This is a genomic window from Arthrobacter sp. NPDC056886 (assembly GCF_042788715.1).
Lineage (GTDB): Bacteria > Actinomycetota > Actinomycetes > Actinomycetales > Micrococcaceae > Arthrobacter.
Genome location: NZ_JBHUBT010000007.1, coordinates 207,769 through 228,879, shown reverse-complemented (window position 1 = coordinate 228,879; position 21,111 = coordinate 207,769). Strand labels below are relative to the sequence as shown.

18 protein-coding genes and 1 pseudogene are annotated in these 21,111 nt (G+C 66.4%); 11 read left to right on the top strand and 8 right to left on the bottom strand.

Annotated features, from left to right (window positions below; translation table 11 throughout):
• Positions 1-41: 41 nt before the first annotated feature.
• Both ACFRJ8_RS13975 and ACFRJ8_RS13970 read left to right on the top strand, forming a co-directional pair.
• Positions 42-1,967 (top strand): amylosucrase, encoded by a 1,926-nt coding sequence (locus ACFRJ8_RS13975; RefSeq protein WP_377986762.1) that lies wholly within the window; start codon positions 42-44, stop codon positions 1,965-1,967.
• 341 nt (positions 1,968-2,308) lie between these two features.
• Positions 2,309-3,802 (top strand): sensor histidine kinase, encoded by a 1,494-nt coding sequence (locus ACFRJ8_RS13970; protein WP_377986761.1) that lies wholly within the window; start codon positions 2,309-2,311, stop codon positions 3,800-3,802.
• Here ACFRJ8_RS13970 and ACFRJ8_RS13965 read toward each other — a convergent pair.
• On the bottom strand, positions 3,750-4,460 hold the full coding sequence (locus ACFRJ8_RS13965) for a response regulator transcription factor (RefSeq protein ID WP_377986760.1): 711 nt from the start codon (positions 4,458-4,460) through the stop codon (positions 3,750-3,752). The genes ACFRJ8_RS13970 and ACFRJ8_RS13965 overlap by 53 nt on opposite strands.
• Before the next feature lie 99 nt (positions 4,461-4,559).
• Entirely contained in the window at positions 4,560-4,853 is a 294-nt protein-coding gene (locus tag ACFRJ8_RS13960) for a hypothetical protein (RefSeq protein ID WP_377986759.1), read from the bottom strand.
• A gap of 253 nt (positions 4,854-5,106) precedes the next feature.
• On the opposite strand from ACFRJ8_RS13960, the gene ACFRJ8_RS13955 reads away from it, so the two are divergent.
• Both ACFRJ8_RS13955 and ACFRJ8_RS13950 read left to right on the top strand, forming a co-directional pair.
• Positions 5,107-5,409, top strand: coding sequence for a DUF4193 domain-containing protein (locus ACFRJ8_RS13955; RefSeq protein ID WP_028276793.1), 303 nt, complete (start codon positions 5,107-5,109; stop codon positions 5,407-5,409).
• Positions 5,410-5,804: 395 nt separating this feature from the next.
• Entirely contained in the window at positions 5,805-7,913 is a 2,109-nt protein-coding gene (locus ACFRJ8_RS13950; protein WP_377986758.1) for a putative bifunctional diguanylate cyclase/phosphodiesterase, read from the top strand.
• Between the two features lie 7 nt (positions 7,914-7,920).
• Here ACFRJ8_RS13950 and ACFRJ8_RS13945 read toward each other — a convergent pair whose 3' ends face one another.
• Positions 7,921-8,886: a cation diffusion facilitator family transporter gene (locus ACFRJ8_RS13945; protein WP_377986757.1), complete on the bottom strand. Its 966-nt coding sequence runs from the start codon at positions 8,884-8,886 to the stop codon at positions 7,921-7,923.
• Between the two features lie 160 nt (positions 8,887-9,046).
• Here ACFRJ8_RS13945 and ACFRJ8_RS13940 point away from each other — a divergent pair, with 160 nt between their 5' ends.
• From ACFRJ8_RS13940 to ACFRJ8_RS13930, 3 genes and pseudogenes are all read left to right on the top strand, one after another.
• Complete coding sequence (locus ACFRJ8_RS13940; protein WP_377986756.1) at positions 9,047-9,442, top strand: cupredoxin domain-containing protein; 396 nt, start codon at positions 9,047-9,049, stop codon at positions 9,440-9,442.
• Between the two features lie 11 nt (positions 9,443-9,453).
• On the top strand, positions 9,454-9,906 hold the full coding sequence (locus tag ACFRJ8_RS13935; RefSeq protein WP_377986755.1) for a hypothetical protein: 453 nt from the start codon (positions 9,454-9,456) through the stop codon (positions 9,904-9,906).
• A 27-nt stretch (positions 9,907-9,933) separates the two neighbouring features.
• A pseudogene (locus ACFRJ8_RS13930) lies at positions 9,934-10,686 on the top strand (CDP-alcohol phosphatidyltransferase family protein); the annotation flags it as partial.
• Positions 10,687-10,774: 88 nt separating this feature from the next.
• Here ACFRJ8_RS13930 and ACFRJ8_RS13925 read toward each other — a convergent pair.
• Both ACFRJ8_RS13925 and ACFRJ8_RS13920 read right to left on the bottom strand, forming a co-directional pair.
• Complete coding sequence (locus ACFRJ8_RS13925) at positions 10,775-12,352, bottom strand: FAD-dependent oxidoreductase (protein WP_377986754.1); 1,578 nt, start codon at positions 12,350-12,352, stop codon at positions 10,775-10,777.
• A gap of 28 nt (positions 12,353-12,380) precedes the next feature.
• Positions 12,381-13,817, bottom strand: coding sequence for a DUF2252 domain-containing protein (locus ACFRJ8_RS13920; RefSeq protein WP_377986753.1), 1,437 nt, complete (start codon positions 13,815-13,817; stop codon positions 12,381-12,383).
• A 339-nt stretch (positions 13,818-14,156) separates the two neighbouring features.
• On the opposite strand from ACFRJ8_RS13920, the gene ACFRJ8_RS13915 reads away from it, so the two are divergent.
• Both ACFRJ8_RS13915 and ACFRJ8_RS13910 read left to right on the top strand, forming a co-directional pair.
• Entirely contained in the window at positions 14,157-14,486 is a 330-nt protein-coding gene (locus ACFRJ8_RS13915; protein ID WP_377986752.1) for a carboxymuconolactone decarboxylase, read from the top strand.
• A 111-nt stretch (positions 14,487-14,597) separates the two neighbouring features.
• Positions 14,598-15,176, top strand: coding sequence for a TMEM175 family protein (locus tag ACFRJ8_RS13910; RefSeq protein ID WP_377986751.1), 579 nt, complete (start codon positions 14,598-14,600; stop codon positions 15,174-15,176).
• A gap of 13 nt (positions 15,177-15,189) precedes the next feature.
• On the opposite strand, the gene ACFRJ8_RS13905 is transcribed toward ACFRJ8_RS13910, so the two are convergent.
• The 3 genes from ACFRJ8_RS13905 to ACFRJ8_RS13895 form a co-directional block, all read right to left on the bottom strand.
• A complete protein-coding gene (locus tag ACFRJ8_RS13905) occupies positions 15,190-15,531 on the bottom strand; it encodes a GNAT family N-acetyltransferase (RefSeq protein WP_377986750.1) in 342 nt (113 codons plus the stop codon).
• 107 nt (positions 15,532-15,638) lie between these two features.
• The gene (locus tag ACFRJ8_RS13900) at positions 15,639-16,688 is read right to left on the bottom strand and encodes a pirin family protein (RefSeq protein ID WP_377986749.1); all 1,050 of its coding nucleotides are present in this window, start codon (positions 16,686-16,688) and stop codon (positions 15,639-15,641) included.
• A 72-nt stretch (positions 16,689-16,760) separates the two neighbouring features.
• The gene (locus ACFRJ8_RS13895; protein WP_377986748.1) at positions 16,761-18,044 is read right to left on the bottom strand and encodes a class I SAM-dependent methyltransferase; all 1,284 of its coding nucleotides are present in this window, start codon (positions 18,042-18,044) and stop codon (positions 16,761-16,763) included.
• A 230-nt stretch (positions 18,045-18,274) separates the two neighbouring features.
• Between ACFRJ8_RS13895 and ACFRJ8_RS13890 the strand changes: the two genes are divergently transcribed.
• Together ACFRJ8_RS13890 and ACFRJ8_RS13885 are read left to right on the top strand one after the other, a co-directional pair.
• Complete coding sequence (locus tag ACFRJ8_RS13890; RefSeq protein WP_377986747.1) at positions 18,275-18,619, top strand: hypothetical protein; 345 nt, start codon at positions 18,275-18,277, stop codon at positions 18,617-18,619.
• A gap of 434 nt (positions 18,620-19,053) precedes the next feature.
• Positions 19,054-21,090, top strand: coding sequence for a DUF4082 domain-containing protein (locus ACFRJ8_RS13885; RefSeq protein ID WP_377986746.1), 2,037 nt, complete (start codon positions 19,054-19,056; stop codon positions 21,088-21,090).
• The last annotated feature ends 21 nt before the right edge of the window (positions 21,091-21,111 follow it).

Genomic DNA, 21,111 nt, shown 5'->3' with positions numbered 1-21,111 from the left:
TCGCGCCGCCGAGGACCGAAGTTCGTCGAAGGAGACGCCCCATGGTTGAACCCGCCCTTGTAACTGACGGGGTAGATAGCGAGGCCCGGCGGCATGTGCTCCGGACCCTGGCGTCGGACACGGGCATCGGGTGGGACGGGCCGGACCGTGCCGTCTTCGAAGAGCGTTTCGACCGCCATTTCCCGGCCTTGTTCCGTTTGTTCCACGATCTCTACGGCGCACGGCACGATTGGCTGGATCAGCTCACGGACCTCGTGATGCAGTCGGCCCACTCGTGGGCCGAGAGGCCGGCGGAGCTCAAGAGCCTAGACGCCGAACGGGAACACAACAGCGGCTGGTTCCAGGCCAACACCATGCTCGGGGGTGTCTGCTATGTCGACCGGTATGCCGAAAATCTGGCGGGGGTCCACGCCCGGATCCCGTATTTCAAGGAACTGGGCCTTACCTATCTGCACCTGATGCCGCTGTTCCTGGCCCCCGAACCGCACTCCGACGGCGGCTACGCCGTCTCCAGCTACCGCGACGTCAATCCTCAGCTGGGCACCATGCAGCAGCTGCGTGAGCTAGCCGCCGAGCTGCGGGCGAATGGCATCAGCCTCGTCGTCGATTTCATCTTCAACCACACCTCCGACGAGCACGAATGGGCCCGAAAGGCGGCCGCGGGCAACCCGGCGTACAGCGACTACTACTGGATTTTCCCGGACCGGTCGATGCCAGACGCGTTCGAGCAAACCGTGCGCGAAATCTTTCCGGACGACCACCCCGGTTCCTTTATTGAAATGCCGGACGGACGGTGGGTCTGGACCACCTTCCACACTTTCCAATGGGACCTGAACTACTCCAACCCTGACGTCTTCCGGGCCATGGCCGGCGAGATGCTGTTCCTGGCCAACCAGGGCGTAGACATTCTTCGGATGGACGCCGTCGCCTTCATCTGGAAGCAGCTGGGCACGCCCTGTGAAAACCTGCCCGAAGCCCACACGCTGCTGCAGGCCTTCAATGCCGTGTGCCGGCTGGCCGCGCCGTCATTGCTGTTCAAATCCGAGGCGATCGTGCACCCCGATGAGGTGGCCCGGTACATCGACCCCGCCGAGTGCCAGCTCTCCTACAATCCCCTGCAGATGGCGCTCATCTGGGAGGCGTTGGCCACCCGCGACGTATCGCTGCTCACCCAGGCTCTGGAGCGGCGCCACAATATCCCAGCAGGCACGTCCTGGGTGAACTACGTGCGCAGCCACGACGACATCGGATGGACGTTTGCGGATGAGGACGCCGCCGAGCTTGGCATCAATGGCTTCGAGCACCGGCGGTTCCTCAACTCTTTCTACGTCAACCGTTTCCCCGGAAGCTTCGCCCGCGGCGTACCCTTCCAGGACAACCCCCGCACCGGCGACTGCCGAATTTCCGGCACCACGGCGTCGCTGTGTGGGCTGGAGAGTGGATCAGCCTCGGCGGTGAACCGCATCCTGCTGGCCCATTCGGTGGCCTTCAGCACCGGGGGCATCCCGCTGCTGTATCTTGGCGACGAAGTGGGACAGTCCAACGACTACCAGTACGCCCTCGAGGAAGGTCACGGCAGTGACAGCCGCTGGGTACACCGGCCCCACTATCCGGCGTCGCGCTATGCCCAACGCGCTGATCAGGAAACCCCCGCCGGCGCGGTCTATGCCGGGTTGCGCCGGATGATTTCCGTGCGGTCCTCGACGCCGGAGCTAGCCGGCACCCGGCTGGTCGGGTTCGCCACGAACAACCCTGGCGTCCTGGGGTACCAGCGCCCGGGAGATGGAACACTGGTCCTCGTGCTGGCCAACTTCAGCGACGGCCCACAGGAGGTGCACGCGGTGACGCTCTCCGGCTTCGCGGCCGACGCAGTCGACATCCTGACCGGAGCCCGCCTGCGCCTCGACGCGGGGCTCCTCCTGCACGCCCAGCAGTTCATCTGGCTCCGGGTGACGCCCCGGCCATGAGAGGCCCGCCCTCGGCCGTGGGCAGGACTGGCTGGAATGTAGCTGTTGTGGCCGCCAGTCGCCGCTGTGAAGGGGGTAGTGTCCGGCCGCACACTGGTTGAGGAGAGCGTGCGGCCGGAAACTGTGTACGGACGGCTCCGTGGCCTCCGGCGGCCGGTCTTCGGCGGCCTGTTCCCACTGTCCCGCATACCGCTGAGAAGAGACTGAGAGCGGCCTCTCCCCGAGCGGACCGTACGCCGATGGGCCGCTCCGGCACCCCTCCGGGGGTGGGCCGGGTGCCAGGTGGCGGCAATGCTCCCACGGTGGTTGTCCTGATCCGCGCATTGACGCATTCTTGGAATATGGCACCGCGCACACGAGCCACATCCGGCCGTCCCGGCAGGGGCGAGATTCGCTGGGGCGTGCGGAAACAGTCGACGGCGGTCGCTGTCGGCGTCGTTGCTGTGGCGTTGCTGCTCGGCGGCGTGCTCCTCCTGATCCTGCTGCAGGCTTCCCTGGCGAGGTCCAGCGACGCCGCAGCCCGGCAGAAGGCCCTCGACGTGGTCGCCGAAATGGAGGATATGGACGTCGCGGATGCCCGCGCGTACATCGTTGATACGGCGCATGCGGGCCAGTTCGTCCAGGTGTTGGACCCGGAAGGGTACGTGTTGGCTGCGTCGGATGCCGAAATCGGCAACGCGCCGCTGTCAGCCCAGCGGCCCAGCCCGGGCCAGACCATGACCCAGGACGTTTCGAGCCTTCCGAGCATCGGCGACAACGACGACTATCACATCGTCACTGTGGGAGCGCGGACCGGCACACTGAGCTATACCGTGGTCGTGGCCCAGGCGTCACAGATACAGGCGGACACCATTTCCACAGTCGCGTGGTTCATGCTGGGAGCCACGCCGCTGCTACTGCTTACGGTGGCCGGATCCGTGTGGCTCCTTGTGGGGCGATCCCTGCGCCAGGTGGAACGGATCCGTGGCCAGGTGGCCCGGATCAACGCCGAGCGGCTGGACGGGCGCGTCGATGTGCCGCCCACCGACGATGAACTCCAAGCCTTGGCGCTAACCATGAACACGATGCTGGACCGGCTGCAGGCCTCGGACACTGAACAGCGCAGGTTCGTCTCGGACGCCAGCCACGAGCTGCGCAGCCCGCTGGCCACGCTGCGGGCCGGAATCGAGATCGCGGCTGCGGACCCGACAGGGGCGATGTGGTTGCAGATGAAGGATGTGCTCGCCGAGGAGACGACTCGAATGAGCTTCCTAGTCGAGGACTTGCTGACGCTGGCCAAGGCCAATGACGGGGGCCTGAGGGTGGAGCAGAAGGACGTGGATCTTGACGACGTGTTGGACCAGGAGATCCGCCGGCTGCGGTCCACCAGCCGGAACGAGATTTCGGCGGAGCTCGCTCCCGCTCGGATCCGCGGCGACGCCCGCCGGCTGATGCAGGTCCTGCGGAACGTCCTGGACAACGCCGACCGTCACGCCCTTTCCCGGATCGCGGTGGACCTTCGCACCGTCGGCGACCGGGTCATCATCACGGTCGACAACGACGGCGACCCCATCCCTGAGGCGGATCGGGAGCGGATCTTCGAACGCTTTGTCCGGCTCGACGGCAGCCGCTCCCGGGAAGGCGGCGGTAGCGGACTGGGCCTGGCCATCGCGGCGGGAATTGTGGCAGCCCATCACGGGAGCATCCGTCCGACGGACGGACCAGCGGGTCACTGCCGGTTTGAGATCGCCTTTCCGCGTTCGGAACCGGCGGAACCGGCAGAACCGGCGGAGCCGGCGGACGTCACGCCTCGAGAGTCCCGGCGGCACGGGGTCCAGGAATCGGGTCGGCGCTGAGCAAATAGCCCATGCCACGCACGGTGGTCAGGCTGTGGAGCCCAAACGGGACGTCGATTTTGCGCCGAAGGTAGCCGATGTAGACCTCCACAACGTTGTTCGCACCCTCGAAAGCCGGATCCCAGACGTTTTGCAGGATCTCTGCCTTTGAGACGATTTGGTCGTGCCGGCGCATCAGGTAGTACAGGAGCCCATACTCTCGGGCCGTGAGGCTGATGAGGGTATCGCCGCGATGCACACTGTGGCTGACGGGGTCCAGTGACAACGTGCCAAGCGTCATGATGACTGGCCGGGCTGGCGCTCCGCGCCGGATCAGCGCCCGGATCCGGGCCACCAGCACCAGGAAGCTAAACGGCTTCGTGAGATAGTCGTCAGCGCCGAGGTCGAAGGCATCGGTCTGGTCGTATTCGCCGTCTTTGGCCGTGAGCATCAGAACCGGGGTCCAGACTTTGCGTTGCCGCATTTCCTTCAAGACGTCATAGCCGTTCATCCGCGGCAGCATGAGGTCCAGAAGGATGGCATCGTACTCGTTCTCCAGCGCCGCCGAGAGTCCGCGCACGCCGTCGTGGGCGACGTCGACCACGAACCCCTCATTCTTCAGTCCGCGGCGGACTGTTTCCGCCAGGGCATGCTCATCCTCGACCATCAGAATCCGCACTCCGGCCCCCTCCCTTTGGGCCAGTATGGCCCTTCCCGGGGCGGGCTGGAAGGAGAACTTGGCGTGTACAGTGCGAGGGCTGCGCTCGCCGCCGTCCGGTTAGGCCGGCCGGGCAGGCCCGAAAAGCCAGCCCGAAACATCGCTGCGCAGGATCACGTGGGGTCCTCCGGTGGAACTGACGCTCCCATTGGGGACGTAATAACCGCGGCCGGCCCCAGGCCCGCCGGCCGCTCGGTCAATCGCGTCGGTGAGGCGCCGGGTCAGGTGCCCGCTGGGGCCAAGGGACCGCAGTTCGTTGAGTTCGTCCTGCGTGAGCCGTCCCAGTACTGCAGCGATATCGGCCATGGTGAATCCCTCCCGACGGGTGGTGCGGATGGTGCGGATGGTGCCCAAGGTGGATGGTCCCTAAAGAATCAGCCTAGGGCACGCAAATTAACGGCACATGACGTCCCGGTGACCAGTGGCGAACGAAGCGGAAAGGAAAGTGCCGTGGCCGGCCGTCCCAGGGTGTCACGAGAGTCACTGCCGCGACTCCCCCGGTCCCCAGCATTTACACGGCGTCATGCTGTACCGTTCAATCCCGGAGATCCGGAAATCCGGACAGAAACTGAATCACACACCCAGCAACTGAAATGAGTACCACCAGGTGGCAACCGATTATGACGAAGTACGCTCCGACGTTGCGGAATCACGCAACGCTTCCCTGGAGGCGCTCCGTTCAGCGAATGCGCCTGACGCCCGCAGCGTTGTCCGTGAACTCGACGAGGCCGATACCTCCGAAGGCGTGGAACTCCCGGGAGCCGATCTTTCCGGCGAGGAACTGACCGTCACGGTCATTCCGCAAAAAGAGGACGAGTTCACCTGCTATTCCTGTTTCCTCGTGCGGCACCGGTCCCAGCTGGCTAAAGAGAAGGCCGGCCACGCGTACTGCGCCGACTGCCTCAGCTAGCCCCTACAAGAGACCCAGCCCGGTAGGTGACCCGGCAGGTGAGGGGCCCGGCCCCTGCGCTGCCATCTCGGCCGTCCGCCGAAGACACTGCTGTCACATGCTTCACAATAGTGTGTCGCGAGAGGGCCGGACATGACCCGCCGGGGCCGGTTCGGCTACGCTCCTGATGGACGATGCGGGCGAGTGCCGGCACGTGGCCGGAGGCTGTGATTATGCGTAACTCCAACAGCGGGTTGGCGGACCCTGCTGCTGCGTCGCCGTCGGCCGCCGCCAATTTACCGGGACGCTCTGACGCCGGGGCGGCCGTGCCGGCTGAGGGAACGACCGGGCCGCGGACGCGGACCGGTAGGCGCGCGCGCCCAGGGAGCCTGCAGCGAGAATGGTCCAGGGCCTTCATGCTGGTAATCGTGGCCCTGATCGCCGGGGCCGCCTTGACTCTCTACGGCGTCCGAGTGGTCACGAATCAGATGCAGCACGCCGCCGCACAGCACCGCCTCGAGTCGGAGGCCGTCGCCGAGCTGCGGACCGGCCTTGATGCCCACGAACAAGCCGGGCTCCAGCTGTTGTCCGCGACGCCCGTCGAGAAGTCGTCCTTTTTGCAGCAACAACAGGACGTCTCCGTCCAGTTCGATGCCGCCGCCGGGATCCTGCCGGAGGAGTATGGCATGCGGGCCACAGTTCTCGAAGCCAGGACCGCGTGGCAGGAGGGTCTTTCCGCGCACGGTCTTTGGGGAAGCCAGGTGGCCAATCTCCACGGCAACCGCGTGGCGGAGGCGCCGGCATTTGCCACATCCGGTGCGAGGGCCCGCACGTTGCTGGCCAACGTCCGGCGCGCCTCGCTCGACGCGCTCGACGACGACGTCAACCGTGCTGCCCAGCTCCAGCAGACGGTATCGACCGGCCGCACAGCCCTCTTTGCGCTGGCCGTGGGCGGCGTGTTCTTATTCCGCCGGCGAATGACCAAGTACCTGATGCGCCCCCTGGAGGGGCTGCACCGTGGGGTAGTGCAGCTGCAATCCGGTGACTACAGCCACCGGATCAACGTTGTCCGCAACGACGAACTCGGGCAATTGGCCGAGGCCTTCAATTCCATGGCCGCCACGGTCCACGACAACCACCTGGAACTGACCTTCCGCGCCACGCACGATCCCCTGACGGGACTGGCCAACCGTGCCGTCCTCACCGAATGCCTCGCCGACGTGTTTGGCCACGGAGCTTCTGCGCCGGAAGGCACGGAACGTACTGACACCAGGCGCAGCGACCAGCGCGAGGGCCTGTTAATCATCGACGTCGACGACTTCAAGGACGTCAATGACTCCCTGGGCCATGAAGGCGGCGACGCGTTGCTCATGCAGCTGGCCCAACGCCTGCGGGGCTGCGTGCGCTCCCATGACCTCGTTGCCCGGCTGGGAGGGGACGAATTCGCGATCGTCGTCATGGACGACGGCGGCACGGCGACGGACGACGTCGCCATGCGTATCCAGGACGCGCTGCGCAAGCCTTTCAGCATCGATGAGGTCCAGCTCTTGGTGTCCGTCAGCATGGGCGCCGCCCAGCGCAGCGGCGGAACTGCAGATCCTGCCGAGCTGATGCGGCAGGCCGATTTCGCCATGTACATGGCCAAGCACGGCGGCAAAGGCCGCTACCAGCTCTTCGATGCCCGGGGCTACGACGAAATGACCTACCGCGCCGCCCTCCGGGCGGACCTGGCCACGGCCGTGCAGGCGGGGCAGTTGCGCCTCGACTACCAGCCAGTGGTCAATCTGGGCACCGGTGAAATCGCCGGGGTCGAGGACCTGGTCCGCTGGGAACACCCGACCCTGGGCAGGCTGGGGCCGGCCGAGTTCATCCCCCTTGCCGAGGAAACCGGCGAGATTGGTCCCATCGGCTGCTGGGTGCTGGAGACCGCAAGCCGTCACGTCGCCGGCTGGCGCCGCTCCCCTGGCACCCCCGCCGACCTCTGGGTCTCGGTCAATCTCTCCACGCTTCAGTTATCCAGCGACCGGAATCTTGATGCTCTTGAGCGCATTCTGACCCACCCCGCTTCGCAGGCGGGCAAGGTGATCCTCGAGGTCACCGAATCCGCCTTGGCCACGAACGCCGACGGCGGGGTCGCGGCCCTTAACCGGCTCAAGAGCTTCGGCGTCCGGATCGCAATCGACGACTTCGGGACCGGGTTCTCTTCGCTCAGCACGCTCGCGGCGCTGCCTGCGGACATTCTTAAGATCGACCGCGCCTTCCTGTCCGGGTTGCCTGGGGACGCCCCGGCCGCAGCGATGCTCGAGGGGATCCTGGAAGTGGCCCGGAAACTGAACCTGGCCGTCATAGCCGAAGGCATCGAGGACGCGGGGCAGCTGGACCTGCTGCGCTCCCTCGGCTGCGACATGGGGCAGGGCTTCCTCCTGGCCAGTCCCAGCCCGTCCCCCGTTCTCGAGGCGCTGCTGGCCTCGGGGGCGCGGCTGCAGCCCCTGGCCGGAATGGACGCACCGGCGAACGGCGTCTGAGGCTGAGTCAGCGGTGTCCTGAAACGGCCGGGAAAACCAACGAGGGCTCGTCCGCGGTGGCGAGTGTCAGGACTGCCTCCTCGACGGTTTCGTGGTCCTCAAGCTCGCGTTCAACCCGGCGCAGGGCCACGGCGACGTCGTGTTCGCGGAGATCCCCCAGGATGTCCACTGCCGCCACGACGTAAAGCTTGCGGGGGCCGACATACTCAAGATGCAGGTAGGTGATGCGCTCGATCTCGGGGTGCTCCAGGAGGCGGCGGGCCATGGAGCCCTCAATATCGCTGGTCACGGCCTGCCCCACCAGAAAGCGGCGGTTCCGATCGATCAGCACGACGGCGACCGCGGCCAGCAGGATACCCACGAGAATGGACCCCACGGCGTCCGGCACGGATGAGCCCGTCACCTGGTGCAGGAAGATTCCGGCGAACGCGATCAGCAGACCGATCAGCGCGGCCCCGTCCTCGGCAAAGACCGCGCGCAGCGTGGGATCGGAACTCTTTAGGACTTGTTCGAGGGTTTTCCGGTCCAGCTCGCGGGCAGCCTTCCGGGTCTGCCTGAACGCCTGGATGAAGGACACACCCTCAAAGACGAACGCGACCATCAGCACCACGTAGGCGATCGCATAGTCTGCCGCGGGTTCCGGTGTGAGCAGTTGCTGGATGCCGTGCATCACCGACACCACCGCCCCGGCTGTGAACAGGCCAAAGGCGGCGATCATGGACCACACGTAGGCCTCGCGCCCATAGCCCATGGGGTGGGCCTTGTCCCGTTTCCTCGCCGCCTTCCGTTCGGCGATGAGCAGGAAGACCTGATTGCCGGTGTCTGCCCAGGAGTGGGCCGCCTCGGCAGTCATGGATGCTGAGCCGGTGATGAGCGCGGCCACGGTCTTGGCCACCGCAACCAGAACGTTCACAGCAAAGGCGATGAGCACGGTGAGCGATGCGGACCAGGACTTCTTGCTGTCACTCTTCACGCAAATCTCCCTCCGCGGCTGTGGAATGCCTGCCAGTGACTACGCTATCTCCCGAGTCCGGGGTTTCAAGGTGATCTGGCTCCATTCGTGCCGGGTAGGAGCACAATGAGACTAGTACGTTCATCGGCTCTTTTTCACAAGATGCTCGGGGTGGTGCGCTATGAATGCTCGCCGGAAGCTGCCGTCGCTATGGTTGGTGCTGATCCTGCTGGGGACCGGCGGGTGCGCGGTCGGGAGCGGAACACCGGCGTCGACGTCGGCGCCCCCACCGGACTCCGTCTACGGCGGCGGCCCGACGGCGGGCACCACCGCCGCCACGATCACCATCAAGGACTTCGCCTACGGCGACCCGCTGACCGTAACGCCGGGCGCGGCGGTCACCGTAACCAACATCGACACCGCTCCGCATACAGTCACCGCTGATGAAGGCGCGGCGTTTGATGCGGAGGTCAAAGGCGGCGGCACCGCCACCTTCACCGCGCCGACAAAGCCCGGGTCCTATCCGTACCATTGCACCTTCCATCCGAACATGCACGGGACGCTGATCGTCAAATGAGCCACCAACAAATGAGCGCCCAAAGCCCCGGAAGGTCCCGGCGGCGCCGCGGAACCGGGATGGCCTTGCGCATCCTCACGGCCGTTGCCCTGTTCATTGACGCCGCGGTCCACATCCACCTGGCCCCGGGCTACCAGGCGGGGAACCCCGCGGGGATCGGCCAAGGCAATCTTTTCCTGCTGGAATCGGCCGCGGCCGTGCTGTCCGGGTTGTATGTCCTGCTGCGCGGAAGCAGGACCGCCTACGCCGTCGCGTTCGTCGTTGCGTTCAGTGCCTTCGTCGCAGTGGTGGCGTGCCGCTATGTGGATATTCCCGCGTTCGGGCCATTTCCCGCCATGTACGAGCCCATCTGGTTCTTCGAGAAGTCCCTTAGCGCAGTGGCAGAAGGCGCCGGGGCGGTTCTGGCGGCCATAGGCTTCGCCCGGGCCGGGCGGCGGACGCCCCGGGCCCCGTCCCCCCAGTGAACAGGCCGGAACAGCGGACTTGCTAGCATGTGGGCGGGGTGGTTCAGGCTGAAGTCGACAACACGGGGCACGCAACAAGGGGGCGTTACGTCTACAGGTCCGGCTTCCAGAGGCACGCCGACAGGCCCGCCTTCAGACCTGTCGACAGACACGCCGCCCGACGCCGCAGGCCAAAGTAGCCTGGGGGCAACGGGCGCCCGCCGCGCCGTCACGGATGCGGGGACCGCCGTCGCAGCCTATCTTGTGGTCTGGGCCTCGCTCGGCACGGCGCTCTTCACCGATCCTGTTCTCTGGTTCCTGGCCCTGGCGGCGGGCGCTGCGGTAATCCTTCGGGCCGCTGGCTCCGTTCTACTGCGGAGACCCCGGTTTTCCACCCCTGCGGACCGCGTCACCCTGGGCAGGGCCACCATCGTGGCCTGCTGTGCCGCCGAGACAGTGGTTGGCCTGATCGCCGGATCCGGAACCGGAGGAAGCTCTCTGGTGGTTCTGCTGGGCTCGGTAGCGCTCCTGCTCGATGCCGTGGATGGCCGGGTGGCCCGGTTGACAGGGTCAGCCACGGCCGAGGGTTCGCGGCTGGATTCGGACACGGACGCCGCGCTTGTTCTGGTGTTGTCCTGCGCGGCGGCGGCAACGTTCGGTCCGTGGACCCTGTGCATCGGCCTGATGTACTACGCGTTCCTCGCGGCTGCCTGGTTCCGGCCGTCCCTGAAGGACCCGCTGCCGTCCAGCACCGTCCGCAGGGTCATCGGAGCCATCCAGCCAGCCACCCTGTTGTTCGCCCTGTTGCCCGGCGTCCCTCCGTCGCTGGGAGCCTTTGTCTTGGGCCCTGCGCTTGGGCTGTTGGCCTTTTCATTCGGGCGGGACGTCGTCAATCTGGAGCGGCTCCGCCGGGCGGGGAATCCGCGGGACTGCGGGGTGGGCCGGCCACAGCTGAGGCCGCGCCGGAGGGTACGGGTCTCGGCGCCAGGTTCGCCGCCGCCGGGCCCTGGATGACCGTACCGTCCGCGGCAAACCGTGAACCGTGGCAGGGGCAGTCCCACGTCGAGTCGTCCGCGTTGAACACGACCGTGCAGCCCAGATGCGTGCAGATGGCCGAAACGGCGAGGAGGTCCCCGGCAGGGTCGGCGTAGACGGCGGTCATTTCGCCGTCGACCTCCACTACGGCCCCGACGCCGGGACGGAGCCCGGCGACGGAAGGTTGATCCGGCTGCCGGTGTTGGCGTGCTTGGTCCGGCTGGGGGCTGCTCCCAGCGGCCCGGCCGTCCGCAGTAGCACGATTGGTGTCGAATACCGCCGCCCAGGGGTTGTGGCGCCCCGACAGGGTGTCCGCCAGGACCAGCGCCGCGGCTGTGCCATTGGTAAGGCCCCACTTGCGCAGCCCGGTGATCACATGAACGTGGGCCGCCGTCGGGGTCAAAGTCCCGGCATAGGGCAACCCGTCGACGGGCATGGCGTCCTGCGTGGACCAGCGGAAGCTGGTCTCCCCGGTGCCGAGGCGCTCACGGGAGAATGCCGCAAGACGGCGGTACCGGACGCCGGCATCGGCGCTCTCGGCGGCGCGGTGGCCCTCGCCGCCCGTGAGAACGTACCGGGAACCGTCGACGTCGATCGCCAGGATTGAGCGCATCGGCTCGTCGACGCTGATAAAGGTCCCGTCCAGGGGCGCTGCCGGCGCCAGGCACGCAACGATGTAGGAGCGGTGCAGGTAGCAGCGTTCCGCAAACAGACTTCCGTCGCCAAGAGGAACGTTGGTGGCAACGATCACCTCGCGCGCCCGGACCGTGCCGCGCCCAGTCTCGACGACGCCGGGCACACCATCGCGGACCGAGGTGGCGCGCGAGTCCTCCAGCACGTGGCTTCCGCCCCCGTCCACTGCGCGGGCGAGGCCCTGAAGGTACTTCACCGCGTGAAGCTGCGCCTGGCCATCGAACCGGACTGCGCCCCGGACAGCGAACGGCAGCGTCGTCTCTGAGGTAAAGACTGAAGGAAGGCCGAGCCGCCCGGCCAGGGCCGCCTCGTCGCGGACCCGGGCAACGGCGTCGTCGGATTCTGCGTAGGTGTAATTGGACACCCTGCGGAAGTCGCAGTCGATGCCCTCCTCCACCACGACCCGCGCAATGTGCTCGATCGCGGCCTGGTTTGCCTGCCCATACATCCCGGCGACGTCCCGTCCGTGCCGGGCCGCGAGTTCGGTGTAGACGAGGCGGTGCAGGGAGGTCACCTTGCCCGTGGTGTGCCCCGTGACGCCGGTGCCAATGCGCGCGGCCTCCAGTACCGCGACCGTGTGACCGGCCCGTTTAAGGGCCAGCGCCGCAGTCAGGCCGGCGATCCCGCCCCCAACGACGGCCACGTCGGCCTCGAGATCCGAGTCCAAGGAAGGATAGCCGGTGCCACCGGCCTTGGCGACCCAGAGCGAAACCTGTCGTCCTTCGAGCCGTTCACCCACGGCGCCGCCTTCCGCTGAACATTCAGAATCAGAGGCCCTCAGTTGCTTCCAGGCGGCCGGAGCGGACCGCGTCGGCAAAGGCCTGGTAGTCCTTTTCGTTCTGGTCCGCGTATCGCTCGGAGAAGTCGGTGATGGCCAGCTCGAACTTGTCGCTCCTGCCGAGGTAGGACGCGATCGCGACCGGATCGCCGGACCGGGCGTGTGCCCGCGCCAGCGTCCAGCCACACGCCCCGGCATAGAAGGTCATGCCGAGCGGCTTCATCCCTTCCACGATGGCCGAGCCCTTCATGTCACGCAGTTGGCGCCAATACAGGTACCGGTTGTCCTGCACGCCCTTGGTCCAGCCCAGGAAGATGTCGCTCGCGGCCTGCATCATCCGCTGCCCCTGCACCACGCGCTCGCCCGGCTGCTTGAACTTGCTCTTCGGCAAGTGGTCCTCAAGCACCGATTTCGTGGCCTCCTTGACCTGGAGGAACAGGGGATCCTGTTGATCGCGGCCTTGGAGCAATGCGATGAACGCCCGCGTGCCGACACTGCCCACGCCCACTACCTTGCGGGCGACGTCGATGACTTCGAAGCGCTCCAGCAGGATCCGCCGGTCATCCGGCAGCGTGGCCCGGTAGGACCGGAGCTGTTCACGGACCGCGTCCTCAACCTCATCGCCGGACATACCGTACGTATCTCCCAGGTCCCGGACCGGAATGACGATCGGGGGCTGACTGACAATCCGGTACTCCCCGTCAACGCGCTCGGCCAGCTTGGACAGTGCCTGCAAGCTGTCCCTGGTGTGGGCCTTGGCGACGTTCTGCCGCGCCACCTTTTCCATGCCCTGGGCAGCCTTCTTGAGTGCCTTCCCCTTCTGGCTTGCCACGGCCAGGTTGATGGCTTCCATCAGCTGCTCCTCGGACAGGCGCGCGTACCAAATGTCCAGAGTGCGCATTTGCGCGAACTCGGCCATCGCTTCGCGGTAGGCCCGAGCCGCGGTGAGAGCCGCGTCGCGCGTCTCTTGCTTGGTGAACGCGTTGTTCCGCGCCGCAATCGTGAAACTCGCGGCCATCCTTTTGACGTCGTACTCGAACGGGCCCGGGAGTGTCTCGTCGAAGTCGTTCAGGTCGAACAGCAGGTTCCGCTCGGGCGAGGCGAAGACCCCGAAGTTGGACAGGTGGGCGTCTCCGCACAGCTGGACGCGCAGGCCGGCCCGGGGCGTGTCCTTCAGGTCGGCGGCCATGATCTTGGCCGCACCCCGGTAGAACGTGAACGGTGAGACCAGCATCCGGCCGTGGCGCACCGGCACAAGGTCTTGTTCCCGGGTGAGGTTCTGTTCCTCGAGGAGTGCCACCGGATCGGGCCGGTCGGCAGCGGGCTTCCACCCGGTGTGGCCGGAGACGGGAGCTTTCTTGCGGTTGCCCTTGCCCTTCGACGCCCGTTCCTCGACGCTAAGATGCTTGACTTTCTTCTCGGCCATGCCCGGCGACCTCCCTTTGACGACAGCCGCCACCGGCACTGATTGCCAGGGTCAGTCCTGCTGAGCGCGCGAACGCGCCTTGGGTCGAGCTAATGCGATTGTGGCCCCGAAGCGGCCCCTCGTCAACGCGTTGGCTAGCCTTGCCGAACCCCGGCGCGGCCAATCGTCAAACGCCTTACTGAGGGATTCGGTCACGGCGGGAGGGCTGGCCATCGGCTCATCCCGTTCGGGTGATGCCTTCCTTCACTGTCTCGGGTTACGTTGCAAACGAGTGGCCAAACCCGCTCTCGTTGCCCACTCGGCACACCACACCACACGCAACCAGATGGAGACATGACCATGGCCGAAGAAGAAGCACCCGTCCTCGCCGCCCTCGCCGACATCACTGCCGTGTCGCTCGAACGCTCCACCCTCAACGCCCGCGAGTTGATGCTGGCGCGGATTGCGGCGCTCGCTGCAGTGGACGCCCCGGCCGGCTCTTACCTGCTCAACGCCGGCACGGCAATGGACGTCGGCATCACCCTGGAGGACGTCCAAGGCATCCTCATCGCAGTTGCTCCCATCGTCGGGACTCCCCGGATCGTCGCGGCGGCTGGCAACCTCGCCAGCGCACTGGGCTTTGCCCTCGCAATGGCGGAGGAAGAACTTGAAGCAGAGGCCGAGGGCTGAGCCGTCCTCGCCGAAAAGCAAACTTGACGGTACCGTTTTCTATGAACCGCACGTCACGGCGTCGGCAGTTCCTCGCTGCATCTGCCACGATGCCCTGATCAAAGGCGGCCCATGAACAAGACCCGGCTGGAGGCCTTCAGCGACGGCGTGCTTGCGATCGTCATCACCATCATGGTGCTGGAGCTTCATGTGCCCGCCGAACCCACCTGGCCGGCGTTGCTCCACGAACTTCCAACACTGCTTAGCTATTTGCTGAGCTTCATCTATGTCGGGATCTACTGGAACAATCACCACCACATGCTTCATCTGGCCGGGAGGATCAACGGCAGCGTTCTCTGGGCAAACCTCCACCTGCTGTTCTGGCTGTCCCTCATCCCCTTCACAACCAGGTGGATGAATGACACGGGCCTGGCCGAGGTTCCCGTCCTGGTCTACGGGCTGAACCTGCTGATGGCCGCTATTGCCTACTACATCCTGAAATCGACCCTGATCCGCCAGCAGGGACGTGGCGGCGCGCTGGATGAGGCGATGGGGCAGGACTGGAAGGGCAAGGGATCCCCGGCGCTCTACATCGCCGGGATGCTGCTCAGCCTCGTGAACCCGCTCTTCGGGATCGCCGTCTATTCGGTGGTTGCCGCGATCTGGCTCATCCCCGACCGGCGTGTGGAACGGTTCATCGCCCATCCCTGAGCGCCACGAACGGTCACTGCCGAACGCGTTGGGCCAGCCAGGCACTCACGAACTCCAGATGAGCCGGAGTGGGCGCCAGCACGTTGGCCGCATAGCCGGGGTGCTTTGCAAGGTACTTTTTGATGTACGGGCACACTGGAACGATCTTGAGGCCCGCGTCGACAGTCTCATCCAGTGCCTGTGCGGCGAGAACCCCGGCGAGCCCCTGGCCGCCATATTCCTCGCTAATCACGGTGTGATAAAAAATCCGCTGGGCCTCCCCGACATTGTCCACGTACGCGGCCTGGCCGATCACGGCATCAGCGTCGAGCACTTCGAAACGGCTGCGCTCCGGGTTGTTCCTGATGGTGATCATGTCAGCGGGGTCTCCTCGGATGGGATGGGTTGGCGCGGTGGCCTCTGGCTTGAAGATATTGGACTGGCGTAGGTGTTGGACGCCGCTGGGCACGGCTCCGGCACGGCCTATCCGCGTGGCCGGATGCGGGCATTTGGCAGGGCCGGAGCCGGGAGGGCTGCGGGCTGCCCGGGCGGAAACGGGCCGAACCTCAGGCCCTTCCCGGCCGCCGGAGCGGCGGACACCGCTGCTCCGGCGGGGCCGGCGTCGGAACCGTCCGCAGCACCGTTAGCAGCGCCGTCATCCGCGCCGATCTCGGCCTGCCACTGGGCCCTGTACGCAACAATCTCGTCGTGGCTGCGTCCCACGAAGTTCCACCACATCACGATCTTTTCGCCCAGCGGCTCGCCGCCGATCAGCAGGACCCGGGCCCCGTCCGGGCCTGCCGACAACGCCAGGGAGCCGCGTCCGACCGGCACGTACCCGAGGTGGTCCTTCGGGACGGGGTGCCCGTCGAGGGCCAGGCTGCCCGAGTCCACCAGCAGGCCATGTTCAAAGGACGAATCTGTTTCGAGGGTCAGTTCGGCACCTGCCCCGAGCAGGATCTCCGCGCCCAGCAGGGGCGTATGGGTGGCGACGGGCGAGACGGACCCGGAGAGCGCGCCCAAGAAGACCCGCATGGTCCAGCCGCTTCCGCTGACCGGTTCCGGGCGATAGTGCTCGAATGTGGGTGCCATGTGGCGTGCCCTGTCCGGCAGCGCCACCCACAGCTGCGCACCGTGCAGGACAGTTGTGTCCGGGGTGGAAAATTCCGAGTGGCTGATGCCGCGGCCGGCGGTCATGAGATTGACTTCACCGGGCCGCACTGCTGCGTGGAAGCCGGCCGAATCCCAGTGTTCGATCTCCCCCGTGAACAGCCAGCTGACGGTCTGCAGCCCGGTGTGCGGGTGCCGCGGGACTTTCATGCCGCCAGAATCGCCCACCCGGTCCGGCCCATAGTGGTCCAGGAAGCACCAGGCCCCGATGAGGCTGCGCTGGCGCTGCGGAAGGGTGCGCCGCACGTCCATCGCGCGCGGGCCCCCCAGTGGGACTTGCCGCGGGGCCAGGAGTTCGACGCCGGCGCGTGTCCCCTCCGTTTCGCAGAGGATTTCCTGAGGCGCAACTTCGGTATTGCTCATGAAGATAGCCTAGCTTCGCGCGGTCCGTGGGTCAGCCTTCGGGACACGGCCACAACCGTCCGGGACCCGACCTCAGATCCATGCGGACCGGCGCAACGGGGGTTCCGCGCCGCCGGGGCGCTGCACCAGGACCTGGTTCACGCCCGTGAGGCCGCCCTCGAAACCGAGAGCGCTGGCGGCCATGTAGAGCCGCCACACGAGGGCCCTGCCCACGCCGGCAAACCGCACGGCCTCGTCCCAGTGCTCCTCGAGGTTCCGCACCCAGGCCCGGAGCGTCAGGGCATAGTGGCGCCTCAGCGCCTCAACGTCCAGGACCTCCAGGTGCGCCGATTCGAGCGCAGCGACCATGTCGGAAAGGCTGAGCATCTCGCCGTCCGGGAAGACATAGCGGGGAATGAAGGAATCCGGGTCCGCCGCGGTCGGTCCGGCATTCCACGAGATCGCGTGGTTGAGCAGCCGGCCTCCCGGGCGGAGCAGCCCGGACAGCTGGGAGGCATAGTGCTGGATCTGCTCGCGTCCCACGTGCTCTGACATGCCGATGGAACTGATCGCATCGAACGGCCCGTCATCCACATCGCGGTAGTCCTGCACCCGGATGTCCACCCGCTCCGTCAGCCCGGCGTCCGCCGCCCGTTTGCGGGCCATGGCCGCCTGCTCGACCGAGAGCGTCACGCCAACGACGTCGGCCCCGAAGTGCTGGGCGGCATGAAGTGCGAAGCTCCCCCAGCCGCATCCCACGTCCAGCACCCGCATGCCCGGTTTGAGTCCCAGCTTGCGGCAGACCAGATCAAGTTTGGCCGCCTGTGCGGTGTCAAGCCCGGTTGCGTCGGATTCCCAGACCGCACAGGAGTAGACCATGGACCGGCCCAGGACGAGCGAATAGAAGTCGTTCCCGACGTCGTAATGGTGGGAGATGGCCGCGGCGTCCCGGCCCTTGGAGTGGCGCCTGCCGTACCGGCCCACGCGGGCTTCCTCCCGCGGTGGTGCCGGGTTCGGTCCCAGCGCGCCGAGACGGACGGCAATCCTCAGCAGCGCAAACACCTCCCGGAGTGTCGGCGGCCGGAACGGTCCCGGCTCGGCGAGTTTTCCGGCCGAGCTGAGGGCGGCGAAGGCGGCGAAGATGTCGCCGGGGGCCTCGATTTCACCGGCCACGTAGGCGCGGCTCAGTCCGAGCTGCCCTGGGGACCACAGCATCCGGCGAAGTGCCCGCCGCGACCGGAACACGACAACGGGAGCATTCTCCGGGCCCGCTTCCGAGCCGTCCCAGGCCCTTAGCCGCAGGGGGATGCCGTCGGTGCCAAGGATGATTGCCAATGCGTCGGCAAGCCGTGAAGCCGCATTCGTGGATGTCCCCATGTCCAGTGCCTCGATTCTCGTGACTCGTCTCAAATGCCGTGGGCTGCGCCCGGCATTTCCAAATCTAAGCGCAGGACACGGCCCGCAACCAGAGCTTCGCTACCGTTTCCTTTCGCCGCCCTTCGGGGCCGGCCCTTCCGGCCGGCGCTTTCCGCCGCCCCTTTCCAATGCGGCAGGGCGGCGGCGGGCGGCTCTGGCGCTAGCGGGTGCGGTTGCCTATGGTGTGTCCTATGTCTGAGTCTTTCTCGTCCCTCGTGGACACGTTCAAGAATGTGGGTGTTTCCCGGGCGTACGGCCCCGCCATGAACATCGCAGGGGAAGAGGTCATCCCCGTCGCTGTGGTGACGTTCGGCTTCGGCGGAGGCAGCAGCACCGAAGACGCCCAGGCCGGCGGCGGAAGTGGCGGCGGGGGCGGCGGGCTCGTGTTGCCTCTGGGTGTCTACGCCAAGGGCGCCTCGGGCCGCATGAGGTTCCGGCCCAACACCGTGGTGGTGCTTGTGGCGTTGGCCCCGCTGGTGTGCGCCGTCGGCGTTTCGCTCCGCGGCATACTGCGCACCGTCCGCCCGCGCCGCTAGGGCCGGGGCTGGGGCTGGGGCCACAGCAGACGGCATAAGGAAGTGCAGGAGGCTGGGCCTCCGGCACGCTTCTTCGGCGTCCCCGTCACGCCATCACTGCCTGGCTCGCCACACCGGCCACCCGACGCGACAGTTTGCGGAGGAACCGAGGCGGCCTGGGTCCAGAAAAACTCAAGCTGCTGCGCCCGCTTTTTGTGGACGCTCATGCTAGCCTCCGGTACAGGGTCGCATTGGGGTGTGACTTCTGACGGTAGAGGACGGCTGACATGACCGATCAGAAGTTGGCACGTGGCACGCGGAGCGTGCGGCGTTGGTGGGCCACCATTGCGGCGGCGGCGCTAGTCACCGGCATTCTGTTACCCAGTGCTCCTGCGCTGAGAGCTGAGAGCGCACCCCAGGCCTCTGGCTGGGACTGCTCTTCCGGCTTCGTGAGTATGACTTTCGACGACGGACCCAATGTGTTCAATGAGGACCGCACAAGTTGGATCCTGGACACCCTGCGCGATTATGGGGTGCACGCCACGTTCTTCATCCTGGGCGAACGGGTGGCCGACCCCAATCAGCCCACGCGACCAGACCTTGTGCTGAGGGAAGCATCGGAAGGTCACACGGTAGCCAACCACAGTTGGAACCACCCGGATCTAACCACGTTGAGCACCAGCGACGTTCAGTTGCAGCTGTCCCGCGACAACGATGCAATCACCGCGGCAGGCGCGCCGCGCCCAACGTTCTTCAGGCCCCCATACGGCTACACCAACGCCAATGTCGAGGCTGTGGGCGAATCTCTGGGCCTCCGCCAGGTGATCTGGGACGTCAACAAGGGTGATACGGCCGCGACCAGCACGTCCGGGGTTTCTGATCCGGTCCTTGCGGCAGTCCGGCCCGGAAGCGTCGTCGTACTCCATGACTGGGCGCCGTACACGGCTGAGGCGCTCCCCACGATTCTGGACGGATTGAAATCCCGGCACCTCTGCCCGGGACTGCTGGAACGTACCACTGCCTACAATGCACAATTGCGCGGCTACGTTTCTGTCGTGCCCGATCCGAACGGGCCGCACGACTCGAGCCCGCGACAGTGTCCCTGCAGTGTCTTCACGCCGCTCCAGGCCCCGAGCCTCCTAGCCAGTGCAGCCACCGGCCCGCACGAACTGGGAATGCGGTTTGCGGCCGATGTACCTGGGGTCATAACTGCCATCCGGTTCTACAAGGCCGCTGTGAACACGGGGCCTCATCCGGTTCGCCTCTGGTCCAGCGGTGGTCAGTTACTCGGTTCCGGCAGCGCGCAAAGCGAAACCGACTCCGGCTGGCAACAGGTCGACATCCCGGGTGGCGTCCACGTCCAGGCAGCGACGCAGTACGTTGCTTCGTATTCAGCGCCCGCAGGCCGATTCGCCCAGGACGTGAACTTCTTCGCAACAGCGGCGGGTTCTTCGCCCATCCGGGGGTTGGCTAGCGCAGCGGGGGCGGCGAACGGCCTCTACGCGACCGCTGCAGGATCCTTCCCCAACCGCACGTATGCGGCCAGCAATTACTGGGTTGATGTTGTCTTCGTCCCGGATCCCCCCGCACCGGCGGGCTCGGCGGTCGACGACGTTGGGTCCACGGCGTTCGAGACGGCGCTTTCGGTGCCGGCGCCGGGGGTGCTGGCCAATGACATAGGCAGCGGGCTGGCCGTCTCGGCCTGGTCGCAGCCGCAGCATGGTTCGGTAAGCATGACGGGCTCGGGCGGATACACCTATACGCCGGCTGCCGGGTTCTCCGGACTGGACGCGTTCACTTACACCGCCACGGACACGGCCGGATCGACGGCGTCCGCCACTGTGCGGGTCACCGTGTCCGCAGGGGCGATTGTCGCTCGTGACACTTTCACCCGGTCTGCCACCGGCGGCTGGGGCACCGCGGATCTCGGCGGCGTCTGGACGCCAACCAACACGTTGTTGAGTGTGGACGGCCAGCGCGGGGTGTTGGGCCTCTCTGCGGGGCAGAGCCGTCAGGTGTTCCTCAACAGCGTCAGCAAGCGGGACACCGACACTACAGCTTCGGTCCGATTGGATACCGCGCCGGGGGGAAGCGGAGCCTACGCCAGCGTCGTGGCGCGCCGCGTTGCCCCAACGGTCGAGTACCGCGGGACTGCCAGGGTGCAGGCAAACGGCGCGGTGAGCGCACTCATCTACCGGATGAACGGTTCGCTACCCGAGACGGTCATAGGACAGGAGGTCGTCATCCCGGGGTTGTCCGGGACACCGGGATCAACGCTCTCAGTCCGGTTGAGAGCGGCCGGAACCAGTCCCACAACGCTTAGCCTCACCGTCTGGCAGTCCGGTACGACCGAACCCTCGCCCCAGGTGACGGCGAGCGACAGTACCGCAGCACTTCAGGTGGCCGGCGTGCCCGGGATTACCGCGGCACTGTCGTCCAGGAACGGGCCAACTGTCGTACGGTTCAGCTTCGACGACGTCGTCATACGCTAACGGGCTTTCAAGGCACAGAAA